Raw genomic sequence first — 25981 nt, forward strand, 5'->3', positions numbered from 1 at the left:
ACCGCTTGTGTTCCACCGCTCGACGTCTTTGCCCGCGAAAGGAGCGCTCTCAATCCACCGCATCCAGAACCGCTCTCGCCATCGCTGGCAGCATCCGCGTTAACTCAGTGTGATCCCTCGCCCAAAGTCGCCGCAGCAATGACACCGGGGCATAGTCGTCATATTTAGCGGTCTCGAAGCTCTCGATGAATTCGGCGAGTGCCTGCGATGTCGGTGGCGGCGTGGTCGCCATGTGTTTCAACAGGGATCGGGCTTCCTCCAGGCTGGTATCTTCCAGTGTGATGCCGACATCGTGCGGCCAGGCTTTGACCCCTGCGCCGAGGAAGGCGAGGGCCAGGAGCGCATTCGCCTTGCTGCCGCGCCAGGTGAAGAGGTGCAAGGCTTCGTCTTCAGGCAGAAGCCGGCAGCTTTCGAGCCTCAGCTCGAGGAAAGTCTTGCGGGCCTCGGCAAGCATCCGGCGGGCTTCGGCGTCCAGATAGGGCGGGGTTGCATTTTCCAGAAGGACGTTCCGCATTTGGGCGACGAGACGGTCGTGAACCGGTTCGGCAGCCTGATCCGCGAAAAGCGGCACCTTGCCTGCCCGGTGTTGCACGACTTGAAGCACCTTGCCCGGCTCATCGACTGTTTCCACGCGCCAGCGGCGGCCGGCAAAAAGCAGGATCGAACCCGGGCCGACCTCGTTGAAAAGCGGGATCGTGCCGAGAAAGCGGTCGCCGGCGACGAGCCGCCATTCCTGGTCGGTGGGAAAGATCGCGTAAAAATCGCGCGAGGTCGTCAGCCGTTCGCCTTCCGGACCGAGCATGATGGTGCGGTCCGGTGCCTGTTCGAGAAGGGCCGGATCATGCGCTGCCATGGCCCGCAAAAGCTCCGCGTAGTCGCTTGTGCTCAGCGCGGAGAGAGGGCCGGTGCCGCAAATCGCCCGATAGAGCGTGTCGGCGCGCGCGCCACCCTGGGCTGCAATGATCGACAACGTTTGATGCAGAGCGACGGTTACGTTGGCCGGATCTGCCTCCGGCGGCTCGATGAAACGCTCGACAAGAAGTTGTATCGAGGCGATCGCCTGGACGAGATCGAGCCGCAATCGGTCGAGCGGGCCACTTTCGGGAAACAGGTGCGGCGCGCGGCAATAGATGCGCAGGATCGCCGGCGCGCCCTTGCGCCGACCGCTGCGACCGAGCCTCTGGCGCAATGAGGCAAGCGAGCGCGGGGCGCCGACCTGGGCGACCGAGACGACGGAACCCAGATCAATGCCAAGTTCCAGCGTCGTCGTGGCAACGGCCGTGGTCGGCAGGTCGCCCTGTTTCAAGCGCGCCTCCACCTCGTGGCGTGCATGGCGCGAAAGGCTGCCGTGATGGGCGAAGAACTCGTTTGGAACATTGTGTCGCTCGGCGCGGCGCTGAAGCCGGTCGGTGATGGCCTCGACCATCTTGCGCGATCCGCCGAACACAAGGTTGTTGCTGCCGCGCAACGTGTCGAACATGTGGTCGCCGATCCCGTCAAGCGCGCGCACCGGCGGCTCGTCGCTCTCCACGATATCGAAGAAGTCCACGTCCGCAGGCTCCTCGTAGCCACGGATCTGGAGCTTCAGTTCCGGAGATCCGGTCCTGGCCTCGATGATGTGGACGTTCGCGGTGTCCTCCCAGTTCAACCAGCGCGCAGCGATGGTGAGATCACCGATCGTGGCGGACAGGCCAACCCGACGGGGCCGCTTGTCCGCAAGCGCATCGATGCGGCGAAGCAGGCTCGCCAGATGCAGGCCGCGCGGCCCCTGAAGGAAAGCGTGCAACTCGTCGATGACGATGAATTCGAGCCCGCCGAAAAGCCGTCGGGCCGCCTCGGGCTTGCGCACCAGCAGGGCTTCGATCGATTCCGGCGTGATCAGCGCGATGCCGGCCGGATTGCCCAGCACTTTCGCCTTGGCCCCGGCCGGCGCATCCCCGTGCCAGCGCACGACCGGAATGTCGAGCCGTTCGCACAGCGGTTCCAACCGACGAAACTGATCGTTGATGAGAGCCTTCAGCGGGCCGACATAGAGCGCGGACAGTCCTCCGCCTTCGTGCTCTGCGATCCGGGTCAGGACCGGGAGAAACGCGGCTTCCGTCTTGCCTGCTGCGGTCGCCGCCGCAACGAGGACATCGCCGGTTTCTTCCAGCACGGCGCGGATCGTCTTTTCCTGCACATCGCGCAGTTCCGACCAGTTCTGCTCCCAGATCCAGCGGCGGATCTGCGGGTGCAGCCGGTCAAAAGCCGCGATCTCAGAGGCGGAGGGAGGCAAGGTCGCCATCGCTGCCCGGGCCTGGGTCTGAGCTTGCGTCGCCTTCGTCCTCGGCACCGTCATCAGTGTCTGCGGCGAGTTCGACGTCGCCCAGCAAGGACCGCCAGTCGGTTCCCGGGTTCTGGTCGAGAACGGCCAACAGTTGCACGAAGGCCTTGATGGTGGAGCGCGGCGTGCGGAAATAGGCCTCGCCGATGCGCTGGTTGCAATGGGCCATGAAGGCCGTCAGCGCCTCGTCCGGGACGAGATAGTGCTCCGGCTCGCCAAGCGCGAAGACCTTGCGGATGTTGCCGAGCAGGACGAGCAGTTCTTCCGGCGTCAGGCTTTGAAGCCTAATGACGGGGCCCGTGAAGTCAACGAGGCCGTTGCGGGCGAAAGCATTTTCAGCCAGGCGCGATTGCAGTGCCGGGTAGCTGTAGAGACCGCGACGGGTGTCCATCAGGAACTCAGGCGTTCCGCCGAACAGGAAGCCGAGACCCGAAACGCTTCCTTGAAGAACGTCGTTCAGCATGGCGAGTATCTGCTCGAAATTCTGGTTCCGGGCTTGTGCGCTTTGCAGCTTGTAGAGGTTCACCATCTCGTCGAAGACGACGAGGAGCCCGGCATAGCCCGCCTGCCGTACGAAAGCTGCCAAGAGCTTGAGCCCGTCATAGACATCCGCATCGTCGATGATCGTGCGCACGCCAAGCGCCTGCCGGGCCTCGGTCTTGGTGGAGTATTCCCCGCGCAGCCAGCGCAGCGCGGCTCCTTTGAGGATTTCGTCGTCGCTCTCGCTGCCGCGCCAGTAGGCTTTCAGCACGGTTGCGAAATCATAGCCGCCGACGAGATCCTGCAAATGAGCAAGACGTTCGTCGATGACCTGCTCGACCGGAACGCCGTTTCGTTCGCTTTCGCGGGTGCACCCGGTGACGAATTTTTCCACCACGCTTGCAAGCGCACCGCCATCCGGCTTGGTGCGGGTCGCCATGTTGCGGACGGCTTCTGCATAAAGCCCGCGCGCCTGGCCGCCTGTTGCATGGATCCGGCGATCGGGGGCGAGATCCGCATGAACCGTCACCAGTTTTCGTTCCAGCGCGATAAGGCGGGTAAGGTTGAGAAAGAAGGTCTTTCCGGCACCATATTCGCCGATGATGAAGCGGAGTGCGGCTCCGTCGCCGGCGATACGGTCAATATCGCGCACGAGCGCGGAAACCTCTCCGGCGCGACCGACCTGAACATGCTGCAAACCAGTGCGCGGAACGACGCCTGCCGCGAGCGCCTGAAGGATCGTGTCCTTATCCTTGCCGCGGATGGGCTTTTGCGTGCTCATGAGCGCATTTCCTTCGTTTCCCGACATATTTCATGCAACAGCGGCCGCATGTGTTCGGCCACCGTCAGTTCATCGTCATCCTCGAGAACGGGTTCGTCGTAGAGCTCGAAGCCCCATTCGTTGATTGTCTCGATCGCGCCATCCGGCAGCACGCGAAGTTCCTTCGCGCGTCCCTCGAAGGCCGAGCGCTCGACCCGTTGTTCAGTGAGCAGGAAGAGAAGGAGATCTCCGTGTTCCGTATCCAGGCCGTCGAACGGCCGCCGGTGCGAACTTGCCTGGGGACGGTGAGGGGTGACCGAGGCTTCCTCTTCGATGAAAATTTCGGAGAGAAGACTGGAAACGGCACTGGTCTCGGAAAGGATACGGGTCAGTCGATCGTTGTCGATATCCACTTGCGCCCTTGTTGCAGATACAGGTGCCGGTGCCGGAGGCGGCGGAATGGGATGTCCGGGCTCCGATGTTTCCGTCATGACCGTGACGGGCTCCTCGGCGACCACGTTGCCGCTGTGAAGGGCGCCATAGAGCTCTTCCTTCGGGAAGCCCAGCGTTTTCCAGAGCTTCTCGATGAAGACGACTTCCGAGTGCGAGACATGACCGTCGGCAAGGACGACGGCCACGGTGGCCTGCGCGACGCGGCGGCGACCGGCGTCGTCCAGTTTTGCCAGTCCCTTCATGAGCGCGCGGCTGTTGGCGGTGCCGCCAAGGAGGGCGCTGGCGTACGCAAGGAGACGGACGCGCTCGACAGGACCAAGCCCGGGTACCGCACTTATTTCCTGCTGCAGGGTCGCAAGTTCGCTCGCATCCACGACGCCGTCGGCCCAAGCGGCCAGAGCATTGATTTCCACGATGGTCCGCGCCGCGTGGAACTGCGCGCGATCCTGATCCACAGCCGCCGCATTGGCGGCCCGGAAGAAAACGACCGTACCATCGGGGGGAGGCGGAACCGCACCGTAGCGACGGTCGGGTTCATAGCCGATGTCGAGCCGGTCGAGCGCGGCGCCCAGCTTGTTGAAGAGGGAGGCGGGGACCTTCCCCTCTCCCGGCGCTCCCAATCCCACCTTTTCGCAAAGCTCGGCCAAAGCGATCTTGCCCGTTGGCCGTCCGGCAAACGTCTCGGAGATTTTTTGCGAAAGTGCCTTGAGGGGATTGTCATCGTCGCACGACAGGAAGGCCTTTGGCAGAAGCACCGCGGCCTCGGTGCTTTGCGCATCCTCCGGCCGCTTGCCGACAAAGCGGCTGTAGCTCTCCAGGTCGCTCGTGCAGGTCTCCGCGATGGCGGCGAAACCTTTCAGCGGGCTTGTCAGGCTCGTGATGTCAGGAATTGCTGTGGCACCGGTCAGGGTGGCCGTGAAGGTGCCGCTGGCGGCTCGGTAGCCGGTATTCTTCAAGGTGCGCTTTGGCGTGCGGACCTTGAGGCCTTCGGGATGACGTTCCTGAAAACGGATCTTCCAAAGGGTCTGGAACAGATCAAAGCACCGTTTTGCCGGTGTTCGCAGGCGCGTCTCGGGCAATGATACGAACCAGAGCAGGCAATCTTCCGCGTCGAGGACCTGACCATCGGCAAGCCGGGCACCCAGATACAGGCGTGCGGGGAGGGGGAATTCGAAGCCGTGACTTGCCTCGGCGTCGATTTCGGGTCTCGTGCGGAGATTGCCGGAAAGCGGCGAGGCAAATTCGAGGAATTGCGTTGCGTAGTTTCGAAACGATCCGTTTCGGCCATAAATCGAAATCAGGCGCCGCACTTCATCGATGATGGCGTCATTGTCTCGAGACGCCTCATCGACGAAAAAACGTCGCTCGAGGCCATAAAAATAGAGAAAGACGTACCCGATAGAGGCATCGGGATCGTCGCGCGCGGATGCCAGCCATTCGAGATAGGATCGGCGGGCATTCGGATGGATCCGGCTATAGGAGGGCCAATACGGCATGGACTGACCGGCGGGATCACCTCCGCGGCCGATCATGAGGCTGGGATTGACGAGGCAATTCTCCGGTTGATCGAAATCCGTCGCGCAAAGCGATTGTCCGAAATAGAAATTCCCGCCCAATATCTCCAAGCCGGCGATTGCGACCTTGTCTCCGGGAGACACCCAGCGTGCGGGAGATGCCGCTGAAGCGGTTTGCCTTGAGGATTTGTATTGTCGGGACGCACCCGCTTGTTGCCAGCGCTCCTCCGGGATCCCTGACATAGTGGCCTGCGAGGGCGAAGAACTTCCTGTGGCGCCTTCTTGTCGTCTGAAAATGTAGAAAATGACGGCAATACCGGCGAGAATCAGCAAGAGTTCCAAGTCTCTTCCTCCAAGAGCTTGGTTTGAAACAGATTGCAGCATGGCACAGGACCATCCCGCATGGGAAGGTTCCCGTGGCAGAGCCTGTTCCACTGAAATGCGGGGAGTAGTTCAAACCTCACGACCGAACAGGAAGACGAGCTTTTGCGCGATCTCTGGGCAATCACCGAGACGCTGGTCGATCAATCGCTTTCCTTGCCATTTTACCCCCTGCAATTGTCTGTTGCATGTGAGGTATTTGATGCGCTCGAACAGGAAATTGCGGCAGAAGCCACCAAAGCCCAACTGAAGAAGGGCGACGACTTGGCATCGCAAGAAAACAGATGCCGCGAATTCGTAGCCTGCAAGGGCTATCAGGTGGTGTAGACCTTCAGGGCGAAGGCGTCTCCTGCGGCATCGTGGATCGTCCCGCCTTCAAGCAGATGCTTGCCTGGCTTAGAAAAGCCGCGCCGAGGAGCCTGTTGTCCTGATCGATGACATCTCCCGCATGGCCAGAGGCGTTGAAGCGCATTGGAAACTGCGCGCCAGTCGGCGCGGACACGTTGCCGTAGGTTGGGTGCCTGCGGCTGAACGCTGGATCATGCCATGCCGGGTCACGGACATTTCTCCCGGTTCGTCGCCGCTGCGTGCGGCGGTCTGCGGGGCTGTCTCCATGGTTCGACCCCCTTGATGACGATCATGCACCCGCCACAGCAGGGGCAAGACGCTAATGGCGCGTGGCGCGCTGCGTGCCATATCGCTCAACAGCTAGGCGGTGATCTCTCCGTTAAATTTGCATGGCGCGAAAAGGATGCGGCAGCGTTCCCCGGCGTCACCGGCCAGATGACCGTTTGATCTTGCGCGAAATGCCATTTGTTTTTGCGCGCTACAGCACCGCCAAACCCTCTTGAAACTGGTCTTTGCGGCCCCTTTGCCCTATGCGCGGAAGCAGGGTTTTCGAACCGCGAAAACCACCAGCCCGTTCAAGGTGTTAGCGTCGATTTGTGGGAATCGAAAAGGAATGGCGGGCCGAAGCCGACGAAAAAGAGAACTACACCTACGCTATAGCCCTCCAAACTGATTGAAGTCGCTTATTGCATGAGTCGCGGCTAAAAATCGCTCGTACCAATGGAAATCGCGCAACCGAACTCTCCCGTAATTTGTAGCGAATGGCGGCATTGAGCCAAAGCCGCCATTCAAGCCCAACAGGATCGAGCGACCGGGGCCGATCGATCCTGCTCTGCCCCTAACGCTATCGGGCCATCAGCGCGAACACGCCCCACCCCAAATACTCACGCGTGTACTCTGCGTACCGTGTGGGTTCTGACGTCAGATGTGTTCGGACTTCAGACGCGAAGTCATCATCGGGGTTTTCCTCCAGCCAATGGCGCATGGTGAGCCATTTCGCGGCCTCGTACCTATCCCAGCCTTCCCGATCCGCCAGAACCATTTCGACGACATCGTAACCAAGCTCTCCGAAGGAGCCGATCAGGTTCGGAAGCATCAGAAAATCCGAGATCGAACCGGCGCCACATCCCTTGGCGACCTCTTCGCTGGGAGGGGTCTTAAGCCAGTAGGGCTCGCCGATGAGAATGATCCCATTGGGAAGAAGGCTCTTGGCCAGAAGGTCGATAGCACCGGCAACGCCCCCGCCAATCCATGTGGCGCCGACACAGGCGGCTACACCAACCTTTTCATCGGAGACATAGCCCGTAGCGTCATCGTGGATGAAGTTGACCTGATCGGAAACGCCGAGCGCTTCGGCGCGCGCTTTCGCCTGTTCGGAAAACACCCGGCTCATGTCAATGCTTGTGCCATTGATACCGAAATCGCGCGCCCAGGTGCACAGCATCTCTCCCGAGCCACTGCCGAGATCGAGTATGCTGGTGCCAGGCTTCATCCGCAGCACCCTGCCGAGCGTGTCGTACTTGGCGGGGGTGAAAGGGTTGTGAATGCGGTGTCTGCTTTCTGTGATGTTGAAAATGCGGGGAATATCCATTGCTCAGTATCCATTGCTTTGGGAATTGATCGTGCCGCTACCGAGGCGCGTCAGCTGACGACGCGGCCCGGTCACATGCCTGTATTGGCTCAGCATGTTAGGCACCTTGGTTGTCGGGTTGAGCGCGAACGGAGAGCCGTCCGCGTTTCGAGATGCGATATGGACTGCCAGACCGGGACTCGATAAGGCGCTTCTTCCGCAAGCGGATGAAGCCGACGAAAAAGAGAACTACACCTACGCGATAGCCCTCTAAAATTGAGGCTCGAGCGAATGGTTCGAATGAGGCAGACGGTCGCGAAATTCAAACTTCTGCTCCGGCGTTTGCGGCAGAGTTCTCCTGGGAAATCAGCGCCGCCGATTTTTATGCGACGCATAGGATTTCCGCGAAATATCAACTGATTATTCTCTTTACCGCGCTCAACAGAAACTCGTCCTGATAGTGGCCTGCAACGAAGGACAAGCCAACCGGACAGTTGTCCACGGTCAATAGCGGAACAGAGATTTCCGGCAAGCGTGCCACGCCGGAAAACGCGGTGATGGTCATCGTCGGATCATAGAAGTCCATCACCGCTTCAAGCGTGTTCAGGGAGTCTTTCCGGGGAGCGATTTTCGGCGTCGTAGGGAAGCAGATCACCGTTTCCGGGGTGAAGAAGGCGTTGATCTGCCGGAAGAGGCTTTCACACCTCGCCATGTTGTCCAGCGCCGCGATGCGGTCGAACCTCTGGACATTTCCGTAGGCCATCGAGAACGTGAAGCCGAGTTCGGGCTTGCAAGCTTCGATCCAGTTGCCGACCGTGCTCTGGAATTCGGCGGTCTGCAGATCACGCAATCCATTCAGGTTGCAGACCTTCAGCTCGCACGCCTCCCCGACGATTTCGGAAAACCTTACCGGCTCAATCACAATGCCGGTGCGTTCTGCTATTCGATCCAATGCGCTGCCAACTTCATCTCGAACGGCGGCATCCGCGATCTCCAGCGCATCCTGCAAGACGAGCATACGCCGTGGCGACGGCATCGACGATGCGGGAGCGTTCAGCAAGACGCGCATCGCCGCATCGAGCACCTCGAACCGATACGCCAACACGCCTACGGTACTGACGCTTGGCTGGAACGGCAAAACGCCAGCCTCGGAAATCCGATGAAGGGAGGGACGCATCCCCCAAAGACCGCAAAGGCTTGCCGGAACACGGACCGAACCTCCCGCGTCCGTGCAAAGAGAAAAATCCGCAAGACCATTGGCGACGGAAGCAGCCGAGCCGCTGGACGAGCCACCGGGGACGCGATCCGGTGCTTTCGCGTTTCGGGGGGTGCCAAAATAGAAGCTCTCCCCGTCGAGGCTATACGTGAACTCATCCGCCACGACCTTCCCGACGCAGCGCGCTCCAGAGGCAAGCAGTTGATCAACGCAGAGGGCGTTGTGAACAGGTGCGGGATGTGCGTCCCGCCAAGCGGGGCTTCCATAGGAGGTCTTATATCCCGCAAGGTCGATGTTATCTTTCACGGTGAAGTGAAGCCCATCCAGCGAACCGTTACGTACTGGTGCTAGGTCAAGCTGTTCGACCAGTCCGCCGGATGGGTCTGTTGGAGAGTGAGGCATATAGTCTATTTCCTGGCACGAATCTGAACGGATTTTCGGGCAGTTCTACACCGCGGGTCGAGACGATCACGCTCGTCTGTCACAATTTCCCAAAATCTGAGACAGACTCAGCGCCTCTATCACCTGTTTCAGGGGACACCATTCTTAACGATCAACGGCCGCAAAGGGGTCAGAAGCGGGCATTCTGATTTTCAAGATTTGGCGGGCTGTAGCGTAAAAACTGCGGCTTGCTATCCCACCCGGTGGAATGCGGTGTTCGGCGGCAATATCGCACCGTAGAGGGCAATCGGCGGGAATGGCGGAGAGAGAGGGATTCGAACCCTCGATACGGTTTCCCGTATACACGCGTTCCAGGCGTGCGCCTTAAACCACTCGGCCACCTCTCCGCAGCCAGACCCGTCTTGCGTGCGGCGGGGAGGGCGAGGTGCCCCTGTCCCAAACACCGCATGACGGGATCCGTGCGACTGGCATTTGCGCTTCGAAAAACGCCAAAAATGCCGTCCGCAAGTCGCGCACTATACTGAGAGCGCGGCCAAGTTCAAGCGCTGATCCGCATCCCCTCCCTCTTTTCAACATCACGGCTTCATTGCGCATTTCGGGCCCCGACCGACGGTACCGGCCGGGGCATCGGCAACGCTTTCGGGCCTGTCCGGGAGGAAGCCCGGGACCCAAGGCGCCGGTGGAGGGTGCCGGCCGGCGCACAAACGCGGTGCGACGCACCGCTCTCGCAGTGTCACGCTTTCGCGATACGCGCGCCGTGGCGTTGCACAGAGGGCAGGGCGGGCCTATCTTTCGGGTCGAGGCAAGCGCGACAGGCAGGCGCCCGCGCCACGGAGGTCGGTTCGGCCGGCTCGAACGGCCCCCAACGGCGATTTACGGGCGATGACCTGCACCGCATGCGCGGCCCGTCGGGCGCGCATGCGTTCGACACGGCGAGAGGTTTTACATGTTTCGATTTCTGGCGCGACTGGTCGGTCTCTGGTTCGTCGCGATGGCACTGGTGGCGCTTGTCATCGACGGCACCAAGACGATTGCCGCATCGGCCTGGGTGGCAACACCTCTCGGGCAATACTGGTACGATTTTGCACCGGCTTCGCTTAACACCGCGCAGGCGGCGGTGCAGCGTCATGTCGCCCCGTTTCTCTGGGACCCGGTGATCCAGACGCTGCTGACCGCACCGGTGTGGGCAAGCTTCGCGCCACTCGGCTTCATCCTGTTGTGGATGGGCGAACGGCGCTGGTTCCGCAGGCGGCGCGCAAGCCCGATCTGACGCGGCCGCACGCCCTCGGGTGGTTGGCCGTTTCCTTTTCCTTGCCCTCGACAGGAGGCGTTCATGTCGTTCATGACCATGCTCAGCAACAAGTTTTCGCTCGTCGACCACGCCGCCGCCCTTCCCGGGCGCGATACGGCGATCATGACGCCGGGCCGCCATGCGGTGACGGACGTGCCCATCGATCTCGCACCCGGCGAGGGCCAGGAAGAGGTGCTCATCGGACTTGGCTGTTTCTGGGGCGCGGAACGGCTCTTCTGGCAGCTTCCAGGCGTTGTGGTCACGGCTGTCGGTTATGCGGGCGGCCCGACTCCTAACCCGACCTACAACGAGGTCTGCACCGGTCGCACCGGCCATACCGAAGCGGTTCGCGTGGTTTTCGACACGACAGTGGTGTCGCGGGAAGATCTCTTGCGTGCGTTCTGGGAGGGACACGATCCGACCCAGGGCATGCGGCAAGGCAATGACACGGGCACGCAGTATCGCTCGGCGATCTATTACACCACACCTGAGATGAAGGACGCGGCGGAGGCCTCGGCCGCTGCCTACACGCAGGCCCTGCGCGAGGCCGGGCATTCCCGCGCGATCACCACCGAAATCAGGCCGATGGAGGCCTTCTATTTCGCCGAGGAGCCGCACCAGCAGTATCTCGCTAAAAACCCCGGCGGCTATTGCGGCCTTGGAGGAACGGGTGTGGCATGCCCCGCGCCGGCACCGGCCGGATAGGGACGGCGCCGTCCGCACACGCCGGTTTCTGACAAAAGGCACGCCTTCGGGCGTGCCTTTTGGTTTGTCCGGTTCGCGGCCTTTTCACTGCCTGAAGGATTTGCAGAGCCTTCGGCACACCTTTCTTCGCTTCATCGCATGTTAAAGAATCATGGGCATTCTCGTCACCATACGGAAGGTTCAATGCCGTATCTGCACCAATAGTCCGTCTGGCTCCGAGAAACGAGATGACCCGTACGTGGCGAATTCTCCTGACGGTGTACTTCACCTTTGTCACGTGTGCGATGGCGATGGCGATGTTTGCGCCCGGTGCCAGCAGCCGGGTCGCCGTGATCGTATGGCCGGGCTCTGGCTCGGCAGCCGCCATCGTTGCGGCGGCCGAGGGTGATCTGCTCCAGCTCGGCTCGGGAAACTGGATTGCCATCGCCAATGGCGAAGGCGGGGATTTTGCGGAGCGTCTCTATCGCGCGGGTGCATTTCTGGTGACGTCGCCGAGTGTGGCGGAAGCATGTCTTTAACGCCAAAACGGCGGGAACTGGGGCTGAAAAGCGATGAATGAAGCAGTGGAAACCAGGTCGAGCGGCCTTGACGGGATGCGCCAGCGCTTCGCCAAGGTGTACGTGATTTTCACCTGGCTGAATGTTCTGGTCGTCATGGCGGTCGCCTGGGGCAGCGAGAATGTCTCGGCCGTTGTCGTCTCTGCCGCCGCGCTCCTGATGGGCGCCGCCACCACCGCGGCGTGGCTCAAGGAGGGCACGGGCGTGCCGGCGCGCATCGTGAGCGCCATGTCGATGGCCGGCCTTGTCAGCCTTCTCGTCGCCGCGATGGGAGGAGGCGATCCGGCGCATTCCTTCCAGATCGACGGCCACATGTATTTCTTCGCGGCTCTTGCGATTCTTGCCGGCTGGGTCGACTGGCGGGCATTGGTCGCTTTCAGCGCCGTGGTGGCGGTGCATCATCTCGTGTTCAACCTGATGATGCCGGCAATGGTCTTTCCCGATGGTGCCAACTTCCTGCGTGTCGTCATGCACGCCGTGGTCATTGTGCTGGAAACCGGTGCGTTGATCTGGCTGACCGCTCAGGTTCAGGCCACCTTTGCGTCCGCAATGCATGCCGTCGACGAAGCCAACGCGGCGCGTCACGAAAGCGAGAACCTCAAGGTCGCCGATGACGCGCGCCGCGAGGCTGACCTGGCGCGCCAGGCCGATATCGAGACGGGGATCGTCGAGTTCCGCAAGGACATCGAGACTAAGCTCGATGATGTGACGGCTCGTGCAAACGCGATGCTGACGGCGGCGCGGTCGCTGGAAGACATCGCAGGCGATGCCTCCGGCAAGTCGCAGGCCGCCGGCTCGGCCTCGGAGACCGCGAGTGCCAATGTCCGGTCCGTCGCCGCCGCGGCGGAGGAGCTTTCCTCTTCCATCGCCGAAATCGCGCGCCAGATCGCCCAGACCAACAACATCGTCGAACAGGCGACACAGGGTGCGCAGGGGACCAACGAACGCGTCGCGCGGCTTGCGGAATCCGCCAGCAAGATCGGTGAAGTCGTGACGCTCATCCAGGCGATCGCCGAACAGACCAACCTTCTGGCGCTGAACGCCACCATCGAGGCTGCGCGCGCCGGCGAGTCCGGCAAGGGCTTTGCCGTCGTGGCCGCCGAAGTCAAGGAACTGGCCACCCAGACCTCCAAGGCGACCGAGGAGATCGGGGCCCAGATCACCGCGATCCAGAACGAAACCGGGCACGCGGTGTCCGCCATTTCGCAGATCGCCGAGACGATGCAGGAGGTCAACAGCTACACGTCGTCGATCGCCGCCGCCGTCGAGGAACAGGGCGCCGCCACCGGCGAGATCTCGCGCAACGTCGCGGAAGCCGCAGCGGGTACGGGTCTTGTGTCCAGCAACATCGTCGGGCTTGGCGAGTCGGTTGCGCGTACGGCCTCTGCAGCGACCGAGATGGAAGACACCATCGAGGAAGTGACCCGGCAGACCGATGCGGTGCGCCATTCCGTCGACCGGTTCCTGGAGCGTGTCGCCTCGTGAGGTGATGCCTCCGGCGCATTCCGCTCCGGTTTCAGATCTTCCAGACCGCGCAGGACCGCCTCCTGCGCGGTCTTCGCTTTCCCGACCGCCTCCTGTATGAAGGCGGGATGCTGCCTGTTTCGATCAACGCCGAAACCCGTGACCGCTACCGCCGCCGCAACCGCGTTCACACGCTGTTCCTGGCGTTTGGCGCGATCGTGCTGCTTGGTCTTTGCGCCTGGACGCTGGCCGGGCCGACAGGTGTCGTTTGGGCGGCGTTCGGCGGCGGCGCGTCGCTCGTCATGGCCACGCACATGTCGCCGCACATGGTGCTCGGGCTCTATGGTGCCCGCAAGCTGTCCCCCCACGATTATCCCCAGGTCCACCGGATCGTGCGACTGTTGTCGGAACGCGCGGGCCTGGCGGAGCCGCCGCGGCTCTATCGGGTGCCGAGCCGGATGATGAATGCCTTTTCCACCGGTCGGCGCGACGAGGCGGTGATCTGCATGACCGATGCGCTGATCGCCCGGCTGGACGCGCGCGAATTCGTCGGCGTCATGGCGCATGAGCTCGCCCATATCGTGCATGAGGACATCACCGTGATGGCGCTGGCCGACATCGTGAGCCGCATGACCGCGGTGATGTCGGCGCTCGGGCTGTTTCTCGTGATCTTCAACCTGCCCGCCCTTTTGACAGGCGGCGGCGATGTTCCCTATGCGGCGATCGTCGTCCTGATCGTTGCACCGACGCTTGGAACGGCGCTTCAGCTTGGCCTGTCGCGCACGCGCGAGTATGAGGCGGATCTCGGCGCCGCCGCGCTCACCGGCGATCCGGATGGTCTGGCGAAGGCCCTCTTGAAGCTTGAGCGTGTCCAGGGACGCATGTGGGAAGCGATGCTGCCGCAGGGCGCGCGTATTCCCGATCCGTCCGTGTTGCGCACGCACCCGGTCACGGACGAGCGGGTGCGCCGACTGGAGGCGCTGAAGGCGCAGCCCGATCGCTGGGTCGACATTGGTGAGCGCACCCATGTGCGCGGGCACTCTCCAGTGCCCGACACAGGCCCTCCGCGCCGGCGGTTGCGCGGGCTGGGTGCCTGGTACTGAGTACCTGGTACAGAGTAGGTGACACGATCCGGGGAGGGGCTCAGCTCATCCAGCGCAGGGTGCGACCCTTGACCGGATTGGCGAACGGTCGGTCTTCCGCGCCCGAGCGGGTCCATTCGTCCTTGAGCTGCATCCACCAGCGCCCCTGCGTGTCGGCATCGTTGATCAGCATCAGCCGGGGATTGTGCTTCAGACCCTCGCGCTGCTGGATGACGACGCGCCGGTCCTGGTCGAGAAACACCTTCATCAGGTGTCGGATCAGCGGCTTGAACGGGCCGACCCAGCCCATGCTGGCCCAGAACATCTGTCGCACTTCCGTGTGCGACCGGTCGACGGGCGTGATGGTCGTCAGCCCGACGACGCTGTGGCGGCTGCCCTGGATGTGCTCGACCCTGAGGCCCGGAAGCGCATAACGGATCTCGGTGGTGACATTGTCGCCAAGCACCTTGTAGGCGATGTTCTGCGGCGGCAGCTTGTGCCGTGCCATGGCCCAGCCAAGCTCGGCCGGCTCGAACAGCTTTTCCTTCGCCCTGAGCTTCGCGGCGTTCTTCTTGAACCACCATGAGGTGTGCACGAAGGCCGCATGCGTCGGATCCATCAGCCCAAGGGCCGCGTGATCGACCGAGCACACGAAGGGCAGCATGATGTGAAGGCGCGGACCCGCGTCCGCGGGAAAATCCGGCAGCAGGGGCGGGGCGGGCTGGCGTCCGTCTTCCGGCGCCTCGCCCTCTTGCGCGAAATAGATCCAGATCAGTCCGTTTTGCTCGCGCACCGGATAGGCACCGCAACTGATCCTGGAATAGTCGATGGTCTGGGTTTCATGGGTGGAAGGAATGTCGACGCAGCGCCCGTCGGTGTCGAACTTCCAGCCGTGATAGCAGCATTGCACGGTCTCGCCGTCGAACCAGCCGTGGCGGAGCGGAATGCCGCGGTGCGGGCAGATGTCGCGCAGGCAGAACACGTCACCACTTGCGGCGCGCGCGATCAGCAAGGGCTCGCCCATCAGCGTTTTGCCGAGCATCTTGCCGGGTTTGATCTCCGATGAGGGGCACGCCACGTACCACAGGCCGCGCAACAGGTCGGCTTCGAGATTGTGCATCCGAAATGACTCCAGAGGGCGAAATGTCGCCCCATCACCTACCCGGTCGCGACCGCGCGCTCAAGACGCGCGTGGTGAAAAGCGGCGCTCAAGACGCGCGTGGTGAAAAGCGGCGCTCAAGATGCGCGTCGGGAAAAGCGGCGTCCCGGGGCGCCGCGAAGCAGCGGCGCGCCCATGCAAAAGGGGCGTGCCCGCAGGACACGCCCCTTGTTCGTCAGGCTCGGTCGACCTCGGCTCAGGCCGACAGCGCGCCCTTCGCCTTCTCGGTCAGTGCCTTGAAGGCTTCCGGCTCGCGGATCGCGAGATCGGAGAGAACCTTGCGGTCGACCTCGATGCCGGCCTTGTTCAGGCCGTTGATGAAGCGGCCGTAGGTGAGGCCTTCTTCACGCACGGCGGCGTTGATGCGCTGGATCCACAGGGCGCGGAAATTGCGCTTGCGGGCCTTGCGGTCGCGGTAGGCGTATTGCGCTGCGCGCTCCACGGCCTGCTTGGCGACACGGATGGTGTTCTTGCGACGGCCATAATAGCCCTTGGCGGCTTTGATGACCTTCTTGTGCTTTGCGTGGGCGGCGACGCCCCTTTTGACACGCGACATGGGTTTCTAACTCCAGGAATATGGGGAACGTCGTCAGTTCAGCCGTAAGGCAGGAACTGCTTGACGACGCGGGCATCGGGCTCCGACAGGGTCGTCGTGCCGCGGGCATTGCGGATGAACTTGTTCGACCGCTTGATCATGCCGTGCCGCTTTCCCGCCTGGGCGGTCTTGACCTTTCCGGTCGCGGTCAGCTTGAAGCGCTTTTTGGCGCCGGATTTCGTCTTCAGCTTGGGCATTTTGCATCCTTTCTTTCCCGGCGGAGGCTGAAGTCCACCGGTTGTTGTTGGAAGCCGTTTTCGAACCGCCACGGCATGCCCGTATGTCGTGAGACCGAGGCAAAACCAATCGTCCCGCGAAGCCGGGCGGCTCGGGACACGGGCTTATAGGCGCGAGTGGCTCAAAACACAAGGGTCTTGTGGCCTGAGCGCTCGCCACACCGTGGCCCGGTTGGATGCGCCGCGGAAAACCGGGACGCAAATACGCGAAAGGCCCGGCCGGAGCCGGACCTTGTGCTTGAAAAAACGCGTGAAGATGATCAGCGCGCGATCGGCGCCATGACCATGACCATCTGCCGGCCCTCGAGACGCGGGTGCGATTCCACCTTGGCGAACTCGGAGGTCTCGTCGCGCACCTTGTTCAGGAGCGCGATGCCAAGATCCTGATGCGCCATCTCGCGGCCACGGAAGCGCAGGGTCACCTTGACCTTGTCGCCTTCGTCGAAGAACCGCTTCATGTTCCGCATCTTCACCTCGTAGTCGTGGGTGTCGATGTTCGGGCGCATCTTGATTTCCTTGACCTCGACGACCTTCTGCTTCTTGCGGGCTTCGGCCGCCTTCTTCTGACTCTGGTACTTGTAGCGACCATAGTCGAGAATCTTGCAGACGGGGGGCGAGGAATTCGGCGAAATCTCAACGAGGTCGAGACCGGCTTCCTCAGCCATTCTCATCGCTTCTTCAGTGAGCGTTACGCCTAGGTTGTTCCCGTCCTGGTCAATGAGCTGGACGTCGCGGACACGGATCTCTTGGTTCGTGCGCGGGCCTTCCTTGGTCGGCGGCGGTGCGCGGTATGGACGGCGAATGGTCGCGATCTCCTCTAACTGTTGCAACAACTTGCGGCAAACTGCGTCTCGTCAGGCGGACATTTGCGCAGGCACGCTAAGCGCCATATGCGCCTTCACGTTCCAACGCGCAACCCCGGTGGGGGTCTTGTTCCACGTTTCACAACCAACAAGCCCTGTCCCGAATGCAGTGCACCGGGGAGCCTTGATCCGTCCGCAGGTTTGCCTGCGAAGAAAATCCAGCGAATCCGCGCCAAAGTCAACCGGCCATTGAATTCCGGATCGATGCGCGGCGAAGGGCCCGAGTGAATCGCGTGCGCGCTTCAAGGACCCGCAGTCCGGCGGGCGCCATTTGATCAAAAGAAGATAAAATCCCGGGGAGTGTATCCATATATTCGCAATAGAATTAATAAGGGTGAATATTTTCTGTGCAGCCGGCGCAATTGCAGGTTTTTGTTTACCCGATGCAAATATGACTTTTGCTCTCGTCATTGACGCTAAAGAAAAACAACAGGAGCCTGCCATGGCTTTGCCCTCGATCTCCCGTGCGAAAGTCTCCGGACTGCCCATCTCCCTGAGGATCGGCGTGGTTGCGCTCGTCGCCATGCTGGCCGTGGTGGCCCTGTCGGTCGCCTATTTCCAGGGTGCCAGCATGGTCGGCTCGGCTCTGCAGTCGCGCGCCGACAATGCGGCGCTGCAGTCCGCGGCCAAGGATATCCAGGCACGCAGCCTGAGAATGCGTTCCGAGGCGATCGAATTCCTGACGCAACTCGATATGGCTGACGTTGAGGCCTATCGCGTCGAAGGCGAGAAGATCCACGCGGACCTGAGCGCCGTGCGGGCCATGCCGGCCGCCTCAGAGCTCGGGGCGCTTGTCGATCAGCTTCAAGACAAGGTGTCGGCCCATGAAGCCGGATTTGCCAGGCTCGTTGCGCTGAACGAGCGCATGGGGCTGGACGAAACGTCCGGTCTTCAGGGTGCGTTGCGCACCTCCGTCCATGCCGTTGAGGAAAAACTCTCGACCGCAAACCTGGATGCCCTGACCGTCAAGATGCTGATGATGCGCCGGCACGAGAAGGACTTCATGCTGCGCGGCGCGGAAAAATATATTGGCCGCATTGCCGAGCGGCGTGCCGAGTTCGATGCCCTGCTTGCAGAAAGCGATCTGCCGGCGGCCGACAAGGCCGAGATCGGCAAGCTGATGGATGTCTATGTCGACGGCTTCAATGCCTATGCCGAAAACGCCCTGCAGATCGACGGCGAGGTCGCCCGTCTCGAGCAGGCGTACGCCGATGTCGTGCCGCTGGTGAACGAAATGGCCGAGGCCGCAGAAGCCGGCATGTTGCGCGCCGAGGAAAGTCTCGACCGGTCGCGGACCTCGGTCGATCGCTTCTTCCTGATCGCCGCCGGTGCCACGCTGGTGCTGACGCTGGGGCTGGTGGCCCTGATCGGCCGCAGCATCTCCCGTCCCGTGCTCGGGCTGACCGACGCGATGCAGCGCCTGGCGGATGGCGATACGTCTGTCGAGATCCCGGCCGCCGCCTCCCATCGCGAGATCGGCGCCATGGCAAAGGCTGTCGTGACCTTCCGCGAGAACGCCATTCGCACCCGCGAACTGGAAGCCAATCAGGCCCGCCAGAAGGAAATCGCCGAAGCCGAGAAGAAGGCGGCGATGGAAGAGCTGGCGAAAAGCTTCGACGCGACCGTCGGCCAGATCGTGTCCTCGATCGCGGCGGCATCGAGCGAGCTCAACGGAACGGCGCAGCGCATGTCGGAGGTTTCGGAGGATGCGGACGCCCGCTCCACCAGCGCCGCCGCCGCCTCCGAGCAGACCGCCGCCAACGTCCAGACCGTCGCCGCAGCAACGGAGGAAATGAGCGCCTCGATCAGCGAGATCAACGAACAGGTGCTGCGGGCTTCCCAGGCGTCGGACCGGGCCACCCAGGACGTGCAGAAGACCGCACACCAGATGGAGACCCTGTCCAGCATGGCGGACCGGATCGGCCAGGTGGTGTCGATGATCTCCGAGATCGCGGCCCAGACCAACCTGCTGGCACTGAATGCGACGATCGAATCGGCGCGCGCGGGCGAGGCCGGCAAGGGCTTCGCCGTCGTCGCCGGCGAGGTCAAGGCGCTTGCGAGCGAAACCGCCAAGGCGACCGACGGCATCTCGCGGCTTGTCGCCGAGATCCAGAACGAGACCCGCGAAGCGGTTGGCTCCATCGACGGCGTCGGCAAGATCATGGCCGATCTGGCCGGCATTTCCTCGGCCATCGCAGCGGCGATGGAAGAGCAGGGGGCAACCACCCAGGAAGTGTCGCGTAATGTCGGCGAGGCGGCATCTGGCAGCCGCAGCGTCTCGACGGATATCGTCGGTGTGAGTGCCGCGTCGAAGGAAACGCGCGCCTCGGCGGAAACCGTGAAGTCCTCCGCGCAGGATCTGATGCAGCAGTCGGACCAGATGCGCAGCGAGGTCGAGCGTTTCCTGCAGACGATCCGCGCGGCCTGAGGCCACAGCGAGCAGAAATGAACCGAAGAGACGCGGGCTGCGAAAGCGGCCCGCGTTTTTCATGTCACGCCTCAGCAAGCAGCCTGTCGTAGACGGCCAGCGTGCGCGCGCACATCGCCTCCAGCGAATAAAGCTCCGTTACATGCGCCGCGGCGCGCGCCGTCAGCGCCTCTCGCGCGCTTTGCTCGAGCGCCAGCGCACTGCCGATGGCGTGCGCCATCGCGTCCGTATCGCCCGGAAGAACGCGCCAGCCGGTACGCCTATCCTCCGCGACTTCCGGCGGCGTCAGCACGGTTTCCGGCGCCGCCCCGAGATCGGTCGCGATCACCGGAACGCGCGCCGCCTGCGCTTCCACCGCCGCGCGCCCGAAGGCCTCGGGCTCGATGGAGGCGACGACCGCAAGATCGGCAAGCGCAAGGGCGGCCGGCACGTCGTCGCAATGGCCGACGATGCGGATGCGCCCTTCAAGCCCGACCCCGGCAATCCGCGCACGAAGCTTTTGCGTGTAGTCGCCGCGTCCCTGGTCGTCTCCGGCGAGGATGGCGGTCCAGCGCGCGTCCGAGGTTTCGGCAAGCCGGGCGAGCGCATCGACCAGGCCCATCTGACCCTTCCAGCCGGTCAGCCGTGCGAGATTGAGGATCACCGGCGCGTCGCCCGCAAGGCCCCAGCGCTCGGCGAGCGCCCGTCTGCGCTCCGCCGACACAGCTTCCGGCGCAAGTGCGGCAAGGTCGGAGCCGCGCGGGATGACGGTTGTGCGGTCCCTTGCGAAAGGATGCCGCCGGGCGATCAGATCGGCGGTATAGCGGGAATTGGCGATCACCGCATCGCCACGCGCCATCACGGAATTGTAGAAGGCCTTCGCCGCGTTCGTCTGGCCGTAGATGCCATGATAGGTGGTGACGAAGGGTACGTCGCAGGTGCTTGCCGCCCAGAGCGCCGACCAGGCTGGCGCGCGCGAGCGCGCATGCACCAGATCGACGCCCTGGCTGCGGATGAGCGCCTTCAGTGCGCACGCATTGCGCCACATTGCGAACGGCGACTTGGCCGCAAGCGGAAGCGTGACATGGCGCGCGCCTGTCGCCGTCAGTTCGCTGACCAACCGCCCGCCGGCGGAGGCGACGAGGGCGCGATCTCCAGACGCAACCAGAGCGGATGCGATATCGACCGTGGTGCGCTCCGCGCCGCCGGTCTGGAGTTCCGGGATAACCTGCAAGATGGTGTGGCGTGTCACGGCGGTTCCTGTCGGCGCGCGTCCGGTCGTCGCAACGGTTTCGAGACGGTGCGGCGGGCGATGGCTTCTCAAAGCCCGTGCTGTGTGCCACATCGGTCGCAACATCGGCAAGCGGAGGACGAACGGGATGCAAGAGGGCAACGCGCAGACGATCACCGTGGGAACGGGCAGCGACGCGCGCGACATCGCGGTGTTGCGCGAGGACGGGGCGCCCGGATGCTGCGGCATTCTCTGGCTGTCGGGCTTCAAGTCGGACATGTCCGGCACCAAGGCGGAAGAGATTGCGGCTTTTGCCCGAAAGACCGGCCGGGCGGTGACCCGGCTCGACTATTCCGGCCACGGCCTCTCCGGCGGGGATTTCGAGGACGGCACGATTTCCAGGTGGGCGGAGGAGGCGGTCGCCGTCTTCGAACGCGTCTGCCGCGAACCGACCATCGTCGTCGGCTCGTCCATGGGCGGCTGGATCGCGCTGCTGCTCGCGCGCGCTCTCAAGGGGAAAAGCGATCTCGCAGCGAGGCTTGCCGGCATGGTGCTGATCGCGCCGGCCCCCGATTTCACCGAGGAACTGATGTGGAAGCACGAGTTCACCGACGAGATCCGCGCCACGATCCTGCGCGAGGGCCGCTTCGAACGGCCGTCGGAGTATGACGACAGCCCCTATGTCATCACCCGCGCGCTGATCGAGGACGGCCGAAACAATCTCTTGCTTGGCGGTCCCATCGAGACCGGCTGCCCGGTCACCATCCTGCAGGGGCAGCGCGACGATGCCGTGCCCTGGCGCCATGCCCTGCGTCTGGTCGACTGTCTGGCGCTCGACGACGTCGTGCTGACGCTGATCAAGGACGGCGATCACCGCCTGTCCCGACCCGCCGACATCGCGCGTCTGATCGCTGCCATTGACCGCCAGGCCGAGGCGCTGGAAGCTGGGCCGACCTGAATCGCTCCAGCCGCGCGATTTTTGTCGGGCGGGTCATCGCTTCGTCGTATTTCCTGCCAAGGCTTGGCGCGGCAAGTTCAATGACCGGGCGCGGCCGGCGCGCCGGTTCGGCAACGCGAGGTTTACATGGCACGGCGCAAGCATTTCATTCTGGCGATCGACGGCGGCGGGATCCGGGGGCTGCTCCCCTTGCGCATCCTTGAGACGCTGGAGGCGCGCTTGCGCACCCAGGGCAAGACAGCGCCGTTTCATCGCTATTTCGATCTTGTGGCCGGCACCTCGACCGGCGCGTTGATCGCGGCGGGCATGGCCGCGCCGAAGCCTGACGACCGCAACGGTGCGCCGGCCGCCACAATCGAGGATCTTCGGCGTTTTTTCGAAGTCGACGCGCGCGAGGCGTTTCGCCGCCGCGGTCTTCTGGCGCGGCTTGTCGCCAATCCCTCAGCGCCCTTTGACGAGCGCTATGACGCCCGCCCGCTGGAACGCCTGCTGAAGGAGCGTTTCGGCTGGACCTCCATCGCCTCCGCGCTCACCCGGCTGGTGATGCCGGCCTATGACATCGAGGCGCGCACGCCCGTGATCATGAGCAACGGCCGCGAGAGCGACGGCGGGCGGCCGGAGGACTTCTATGTCTGGCAGGCGGTGCGCGCCGCCATGGCGACGCCGACCCTGTTCGAGCCGGTGCGGGCCGAACGCATCGGCGGTGCGGGCGGCGAGCGCGTGCTCGTCGACGGTGGCCTCTTCATGAACAATCCCGTGATCGCCGCCTATCTGGAGGCGCGCAAGCTCGGCTGGGAAGCCGAGGACATGGTGATCGTCTCGCTCGGAGCGGGCAGCGAGCTTGCGCCGCGCTTCACCTATCCCCAGGCCGCAGCCTGGGGTCCGCTCGGCTGGCTGTCCGCCAAGAACGGCGTGCCGCTGGTGGCGATGGCGAGCCACGGGCAGTCGGCGACGACCGCCTATGCGGCGGAACGCGTGCTGGCGGAGGCGGGGGTTGCAAGCGTGCTGCGCCTCGACGGCGCGCTTCCCGAAGGCGCCGACGATCTCGACAACACGCGGCCCGGCAACATCATCGAGCTGAACGGGGCCGCCGACCGGATCATCCGCGACAACACCTCCGCGCTCGACCGGCTGGCCGAGGGGATGAGCGAGCGCGAGGACTGACAGGCGGTTATGGTTAACGAGAGGTTTATGGTTAACCGAACGTAAACGCTCTGGCTGCGACACTGTCGGGAACGGGCGCCGTGCGGCGTTCGTTTCGGCAGGCCAGGCTTTCGGGAGTGGCAAGGATGGCAAGGGCGATTTCACACAATCTCGGCCGGGCGATGCGGGTCGCGGGCCTTGGCGCTGCGCTGGGTCTTGCAACGCTCACGGCCGCCGATGCAGCACCCCGGCCAAAGCAAAAGCCGCCGGTCGATATCGGGCGCATCGTTTCCACTGTTCCCGCGACCGTGCCCGACGGCGCGCCCGTCGTGACGGCCTCCGCACCGCTTCCGGTGCCCGCGCCTGAAAACCGGGGCGCGCTGGCGGAAAAGGCAAATGCGCCGCTGGCGCTGATGCCGTCCCGCAGCGCCATTCGCCCGAATGCCGTCGCCAAGACGCTGTTCGGCGCGCACAGCGAGCCCGCTCCGCTCGCCGCGCGCTCCATCGGCTCCTATGCGCGCGGCTGTCTGGCGGGCGCCACCGCGCTTGCCGTCAACGGCCCGAGCTGGCAGGTGATGCGCCTGTCGCGCAACCGCAACTGGGGCCACCCGGAGCTGATCGACCTGCTCCAGCGGCTTGCCATGGACGCGCCCAACCTCGGCTGGAACGGGCTGCTCGTCGGCGATCTCGCCCAGCCGCGCGGCGGGCCGATGACCTCCGGCCACGCCAGCCACCAGATCGGGCTGGACGCCGACATCTGGCTGACGGAAATGCCCGACCGCCGCCTGACGCGCGACGAACGCGAATCGATGTCGGCGATCTCCATGCTGAAGGGCCGGCTGGACGTTAAGGGCGCCGACCGCAGCGTCGATCCGGCCAAATGGACCGACACCCGCGCCCGGCTGATCCGTCGCGCGGCACAGGACCCGCGCACCGCGCGCATCTTCGTCAATCCGGCGATCAAGAAGGCCTTGTGCGAGTTCGAGACCGGCAAGCGCGGGTGGCTGCGCAAGGTCCGGCCCTGGTGGGGGCACCACTATCATTTCCACGTGCGCATCAAATGCCCGTCGGGAAGCGCCGGCTGCAAGGACCAGGCCCCGCCGCCGCCGGGCGACGGCTGCGGCAAGGCATTGTCCTGGTGGCTCTCCGACGAACCCTGGGTGCCGAAAAAGCCGAAAGACCCGGCGAAGAAAAAAGCCCCTTCGAAGAAGAAGGAAATCCGCCTGTCCGGCCTGCCGAACGCCTGCACGCAGGTGCTGGTCGCACGATAGGGACATAATCGGCGAGGATATGGGCGGCGAGGGGCGGACGTCCGCCGCCGGCGAAGCGCCTTTGGAAGCGCACCCTGTGCTTGCGCAGGCGGTGGTCTATATGAGATCTCTCACGCACAAGGCCTCCTCACACGAAATCCAGGAAGAACGGTGTTGCGATGCTGTCTGTGATGACGGAACTGGGATCCGAGTATGTGCTGTATTTCCTGGTCGTCTATGGCGCGACGGTGGCGGTCTATTTCGCGACCGGATTTGCCGTCACCGCGATCAACCGGCGCAATCCCGAACGCCGGATCCAGAAGGACCGCAACGGCGAGAAGCGCATGTGGGTGGAAATCCGCTCGTCCCTGTCGGCGCTGGGCGTGTCGGCGGCGATGCTCGCCTTCGGCTGGTTCGCGCAGATGCGCGGCTGGACGATCACCCCGCTCGAGGTCTCCTGGTGGTCGCTTCCGCTGATGTTCGCGGTCTCGATGGTGCTCTACGACGCCTGGTTCTATTGGGGCCACCGGCTGCTGCACCTGAAGATGTTCTACCGCTGGCACGCGCCGCATCATCGCTCGGTCGCGCCCACCGTGTGGAGCAATGATTCCTCCACCGCCGTCGATACGATCATCGAGCACGGCTATTATCTCGTCGTGTGGTTCGTGCTGCCGATCCCCGCGCTTGCGCTGTTCGCGCAGCGGCTGTTCGACCAGGTCTCCGGCATGATCGGCCACTCGGGCTTCGAGTATTTCGCCTCGCCAAGCTCGCGCTGGCCCTCGCCGATGATCTGCACCTCGTTCCACGACCTGCATCATTCGACGTTTCGCTACAATTACGGCAACTTCTTCTCGCTGTGGGACCGGATGATGGGCACCGTGCACCCGGGCTACGACGCCATGGTGCGCGAGTTTGAGGGGCAGGGCGAACCGGCGCAGGGCGACAAGACGGCGGCGGGAGGGTGAGGGGTGGGGGGCGAGGACGCGTGCCCGCAGGGGCGCCGGTGCGACGAAGTGGGAATGCTACCTGCAGCCGATCAGTTTCGCTTCCTCACGGGCGCGTGCCAGAGCGTATGACTGTTCATTCTTGTCACGCTCGGCTTGGGCCATTCTCCGGCGAAGCTCTTCCTTGCGGTGTCTGAGTGCTTCATCGTCTGGTGAGGGCAGGACGCGAACGACACCATTCTCAATGCGTGCGCGTATCCGTTCATTGCCGATCCCGTTGAATTCCGCCTGATCGCTCCGGATTTCTGATGAAAGGCGCTCGATCAATCGCTCCGCGAGCGAGATCCTCAGCGATAGCTGAATGCATCTCTCACGCTGGTTTGAGGTTTGGTTGCTTTCTTCGTCTTGCCGCAACGCCATGTTGTTCGTCCTGCTGGTTGTATTCTCAAGCAGGTGGATTATGAGGGGCGTTGACGCACCGAGGATTAGTCCTCCGCGGTGCGTCTTTCGGGCTAGTGCCGTATCGGCCTCGTTTGCCTTAACTGGCGCACCGCTGGATTCCCGCTATAATTGCACTTGGTTGAGCCTTGGCCGGGAGGATGGGGTATGCGGAGTCGCTTGCGAAACTGCGGGCGTGCGGCGTGTGTCG

The 25981-nt window shown here is 63.4% G+C and carries 23 protein-coding genes and 1 tRNA gene; 11 read left to right on the forward strand and 13 right to left on the reverse strand.

Annotated elements, in window-relative coordinates:
* Positions 1 to 49: 49 nt before the first annotated feature.
* Genes BLU32_RS00070 through BLU32_RS00080 form a run of 3 tightly spaced genes read right to left on the reverse strand, consistent with a single transcriptional unit; the run spans position 50 to position 5914 of the window.
* Positions 50 to 2284, reverse strand: coding sequence for a DEAD/DEAH box helicase (locus BLU32_RS00070; protein WP_093804436.1), 2235 nt, complete (start codon positions 2282 to 2284; stop codon positions 50 to 52).
* Positions 2256 to 3584 carry an ATP-binding protein gene (locus BLU32_RS00075; protein WP_093804437.1) on the reverse strand — a complete coding sequence of 443 codons (1329 nt, stop codon included), beginning with the start codon at positions 3582 to 3584 and terminating at the stop codon, positions 2256 to 2258. The genes BLU32_RS00070 and BLU32_RS00075 overlap by 29 nt, the downstream gene beginning before the upstream one ends.
* Positions 3581 to 5914 (reverse strand): TerB N-terminal domain-containing protein, encoded by a 2334-nt coding sequence (locus BLU32_RS00080; RefSeq protein WP_093804438.1) that lies wholly within the window; start codon positions 5912 to 5914, stop codon positions 3581 to 3583. Before BLU32_RS00080 ends, BLU32_RS00075 begins: the two co-directional genes overlap by 4 nt.
* 102 nt (positions 5915 to 6016) lie before the next feature.
* Between BLU32_RS00080 and BLU32_RS00085 the strand changes: the two genes are divergently transcribed.
* Positions 6017 to 6238, forward strand: a complete 222-nt coding sequence (locus BLU32_RS00085) for a hypothetical protein (protein ID WP_093804439.1) — start codon at positions 6017 to 6019, stop codon at positions 6236 to 6238.
* 865 nt (positions 6239 to 7103) lie between these two features.
* Here BLU32_RS00085 and BLU32_RS00090 read toward each other — a convergent pair.
* The 4 genes from BLU32_RS00090 to BLU32_RS00105 form a co-directional block, all read right to left on the reverse strand.
* Positions 7104 to 7850: a cyclopropane-fatty-acyl-phospholipid synthase family protein gene (locus BLU32_RS00090; protein ID WP_093804440.1), complete on the reverse strand. Its 747-nt coding sequence runs from the start codon at positions 7848 to 7850 to the stop codon at positions 7104 to 7106.
* A gap of 97 nt (positions 7851 to 7947) precedes the next feature.
* Positions 7948 to 8052: a YjhX family toxin gene (locus BLU32_RS22230; protein WP_305849820.1), complete on the reverse strand. Its 105-nt coding sequence runs from the start codon at positions 8050 to 8052 to the stop codon at positions 7948 to 7950.
* Between the two features lie 189 nt (positions 8053 to 8241).
* Positions 8242 to 9447 carry an amidase family protein gene (locus BLU32_RS00100; RefSeq protein WP_093804441.1) on the reverse strand — a complete coding sequence of 402 codons (1206 nt, stop codon included), beginning with the start codon at positions 9445 to 9447 and terminating at the stop codon, positions 8242 to 8244.
* 296 nt (positions 9448 to 9743) lie between these two features.
* Positions 9744 to 9833, reverse strand: a tRNA-Ser gene (locus BLU32_RS00105).
* Positions 9834 to 10393: 560 nt separating this feature from the next.
* Here BLU32_RS00105 and BLU32_RS00110 point away from each other — a divergent pair.
* The 5 genes from BLU32_RS00110 (at position 10394) to BLU32_RS00130 (ending at position 14567) form a co-directional block, all read left to right on the forward strand.
* Positions 10394 to 10717, forward strand: coding sequence for a hypothetical protein (locus BLU32_RS00110; protein ID WP_093804442.1), 324 nt, complete (start codon positions 10394 to 10396; stop codon positions 10715 to 10717).
* 63 nt (positions 10718 to 10780) lie between these two features.
* Entirely contained in the window at positions 10781 to 11443 is a 663-nt protein-coding gene (msrA, locus tag BLU32_RS00115) for a peptide-methionine (S)-S-oxide reductase MsrA (RefSeq protein WP_208976945.1), read from the forward strand.
* A 227-nt stretch (positions 11444 to 11670) separates the two neighbouring features.
* Positions 11671 to 11961 carry a hypothetical protein gene (locus tag BLU32_RS00120; RefSeq protein WP_093804443.1) on the forward strand — a complete coding sequence of 97 codons (291 nt, stop codon included), beginning with the start codon at positions 11671 to 11673 and terminating at the stop codon, positions 11959 to 11961.
* Between the two features lie 33 nt (positions 11962 to 11994).
* Positions 11995 to 13485 carry a methyl-accepting chemotaxis protein gene (locus tag BLU32_RS00125; RefSeq protein WP_093804444.1) on the forward strand — a complete coding sequence of 497 codons (1491 nt, stop codon included), beginning with the start codon at positions 11995 to 11997 and terminating at the stop codon, positions 13483 to 13485.
* Between the two features lie 107 nt (positions 13486 to 13592).
* A complete protein-coding gene (locus BLU32_RS00130; protein WP_093804445.1) occupies positions 13593 to 14567 on the forward strand; it encodes a zinc metalloprotease HtpX in 975 nt (324 codons plus the stop codon).
* Positions 14568 to 14607: 40 nt separating this feature from the next.
* On the opposite strand, the gene BLU32_RS00135 is transcribed toward BLU32_RS00130, so the two are convergent.
* The 4 genes from BLU32_RS00135 to infC form a co-directional block, all read right to left on the reverse strand.
* Positions 14608 to 15666, reverse strand: coding sequence for an aromatic ring-hydroxylating dioxygenase subunit alpha (locus tag BLU32_RS00135; RefSeq protein ID WP_093804446.1), 1059 nt, complete (start codon positions 15664 to 15666; stop codon positions 14608 to 14610).
* Positions 15667 to 15901: 235 nt separating this feature from the next.
* Entirely contained in the window at positions 15902 to 16261 is a 360-nt protein-coding gene (gene rplT, locus BLU32_RS00140; protein ID WP_093804447.1) for a 50S ribosomal protein L20, read from the reverse strand.
* 38 nt (positions 16262 to 16299) lie between these two features.
* On the reverse strand, positions 16300 to 16497 hold the full coding sequence (rpmI, locus tag BLU32_RS00145; RefSeq protein ID WP_093804448.1) for a 50S ribosomal protein L35: 198 nt from the start codon (positions 16495 to 16497) through the stop codon (positions 16300 to 16302).
* A 299-nt stretch (positions 16498 to 16796) separates the two neighbouring features.
* Positions 16797 to 17339, reverse strand: coding sequence for a translation initiation factor IF-3 (gene infC, locus BLU32_RS00150; protein WP_093810355.1), 543 nt, complete (start codon positions 17337 to 17339; stop codon positions 16797 to 16799).
* A 502-nt stretch (positions 17340 to 17841) separates the two neighbouring features.
* Between infC and BLU32_RS00155 the strand changes: the two genes are divergently transcribed.
* The gene (locus tag BLU32_RS00155) at positions 17842 to 19827 is read left to right on the forward strand and encodes a methyl-accepting chemotaxis protein (RefSeq protein ID WP_172838505.1); all 1986 of its coding nucleotides are present in this window, start codon (positions 17842 to 17844) and stop codon (positions 19825 to 19827) included.
* A gap of 64 nt (positions 19828 to 19891) precedes the next feature.
* Here the strand turns inward: BLU32_RS00155 and BLU32_RS00160 are convergent, their stop codons facing one another.
* On the reverse strand, positions 19892 to 21058 hold the full coding sequence (locus BLU32_RS00160; protein WP_244501763.1) for a glycosyltransferase family 4 protein: 1167 nt from the start codon (positions 21056 to 21058) through the stop codon (positions 19892 to 19894).
* Positions 21059 to 21185: 127 nt separating this feature from the next.
* Here BLU32_RS00160 and BLU32_RS00165 point away from each other — a divergent pair, with 127 nt between their 5' ends.
* From BLU32_RS00165 to BLU32_RS00180, 4 genes are all read left to right on the forward strand, one after another.
* Positions 21186 to 21995: a carboxylesterase gene (locus tag BLU32_RS00165; RefSeq protein ID WP_093804451.1), complete on the forward strand. Its 810-nt coding sequence runs from the start codon at positions 21186 to 21188 to the stop codon at positions 21993 to 21995.
* Between the two features lie 126 nt (positions 21996 to 22121).
* Entirely contained in the window at positions 22122 to 23159 is a 1038-nt protein-coding gene (locus BLU32_RS00170) for a patatin-like phospholipase family protein (protein WP_093804452.1), read from the forward strand.
* Positions 23160 to 23284: 125 nt separating this feature from the next.
* A complete protein-coding gene (mepA, locus tag BLU32_RS00175; protein ID WP_244501764.1) occupies positions 23285 to 24409 on the forward strand; it encodes a penicillin-insensitive murein endopeptidase in 1125 nt (374 codons plus the stop codon).
* A 158-nt stretch (positions 24410 to 24567) separates the two neighbouring features.
* Complete coding sequence (locus BLU32_RS00180; RefSeq protein ID WP_208976946.1) at positions 24568 to 25353, forward strand: sterol desaturase family protein; 786 nt, start codon at positions 24568 to 24570, stop codon at positions 25351 to 25353.
* A 57-nt stretch (positions 25354 to 25410) separates the two neighbouring features.
* On the opposite strand, the gene BLU32_RS00185 is transcribed toward BLU32_RS00180, so the two are convergent.
* Positions 25411 to 25752, reverse strand: coding sequence for a hypothetical protein (locus BLU32_RS00185; RefSeq protein ID WP_093804453.1), 342 nt, complete (start codon positions 25750 to 25752; stop codon positions 25411 to 25413).
* Between the last annotated feature and the right edge of the window lie 229 nt (positions 25753 to 25981).

This window comes from Stappia sp. ES.058 (genome assembly GCF_900105595.1).
In the GTDB taxonomy this organism is placed as follows: Bacteria; Pseudomonadota; Alphaproteobacteria; order Rhizobiales; family Stappiaceae; genus Stappia.

Excerpts from the sequence above, each read along its gene's own strand:
- BLU32_RS00100 (WP_093804441.1), bottom strand. The coding sequence starts at position 9,447 with ATGCCTCACTCTCCAACAGACCCATCCGGCGGACTGGTCGAACAGCTT.
- BLU32_RS00120 (WP_093804443.1), top strand. The coding sequence starts at position 11,671 with ATGACCCGTACGTGGCGAATTCTCCTGACGGTGTACTTCACCTTTGTC.
- mepA (WP_244501764.1), top strand. The coding sequence starts at position 23,285 with ATGGCAAGGGCGATTTCACACAATCTCGGCCGGGCGATGCGGGTCGCG.
- BLU32_RS00185 (WP_093804453.1), bottom strand. The coding sequence starts at position 25,752 with ATGGCGTTGCGGCAAGACGAAGAAAGCAACCAAACCTCAAACCAGCGT.
- rplT (WP_093804447.1), bottom strand. The coding sequence starts at position 16,261 with ATGTCGCGTGTCAAAAGGGGCGTCGCCGCCCACGCAAAGCACAAGAAG.
- BLU32_RS00155 (WP_172838505.1), top strand. The coding sequence starts at position 17,842 with ATGGCTTTGCCCTCGATCTCCCGTGCGAAAGTCTCCGGACTGCCCATC.
- BLU32_RS00170 (WP_093804452.1), top strand. The coding sequence starts at position 22,122 with ATGGCACGGCGCAAGCATTTCATTCTGGCGATCGACGGCGGCGGGATC.
- BLU32_RS00180 (WP_208976946.1), top strand. The coding sequence starts at position 24,568 with ATGCTGTCTGTGATGACGGAACTGGGATCCGAGTATGTGCTGTATTTC.
- BLU32_RS00110 (WP_093804442.1), top strand. The coding sequence starts at position 10,394 with ATGTTTCGATTTCTGGCGCGACTGGTCGGTCTCTGGTTCGTCGCGATG.
- BLU32_RS00130 (WP_093804445.1), top strand. The coding sequence starts at position 13,593 with ATGCTGCCTGTTTCGATCAACGCCGAAACCCGTGACCGCTACCGCCGC.
- BLU32_RS00070 (WP_093804436.1), bottom strand. The coding sequence starts at position 2,284 with ATGGCGACCTTGCCTCCCTCCGCCTCTGAGATCGCGGCTTTTGACCGG.
- BLU32_RS00075 (WP_093804437.1), bottom strand. The coding sequence starts at position 3,584 with ATGAGCACGCAAAAGCCCATCCGCGGCAAGGATAAGGACACGATCCTT.
- rpmI (WP_093804448.1), bottom strand. The coding sequence starts at position 16,497 with ATGCCCAAGCTGAAGACGAAATCCGGCGCCAAAAAGCGCTTCAAGCTG.
- BLU32_RS00080 (WP_093804438.1), bottom strand. The coding sequence starts at position 5,914 with ATGCTGCAATCTGTTTCAAACCAAGCTCTTGGAGGAAGAGACTTGGAA.
- BLU32_RS00165 (WP_093804451.1), top strand. The coding sequence starts at position 21,186 with ATGCAAGAGGGCAACGCGCAGACGATCACCGTGGGAACGGGCAGCGAC.
- BLU32_RS00125 (WP_093804444.1), top strand. The coding sequence starts at position 11,995 with ATGAATGAAGCAGTGGAAACCAGGTCGAGCGGCCTTGACGGGATGCGC.
- msrA (WP_208976945.1), top strand. The coding sequence starts at position 10,781 with ATGTCGTTCATGACCATGCTCAGCAACAAGTTTTCGCTCGTCGACCAC.
- BLU32_RS00090 (WP_093804440.1), bottom strand. The coding sequence starts at position 7,850 with ATGGATATTCCCCGCATTTTCAACATCACAGAAAGCAGACACCGCATT.
- BLU32_RS00135 (WP_093804446.1), bottom strand. The coding sequence starts at position 15,666 with ATGCACAATCTCGAAGCCGACCTGTTGCGCGGCCTGTGGTACGTGGCG.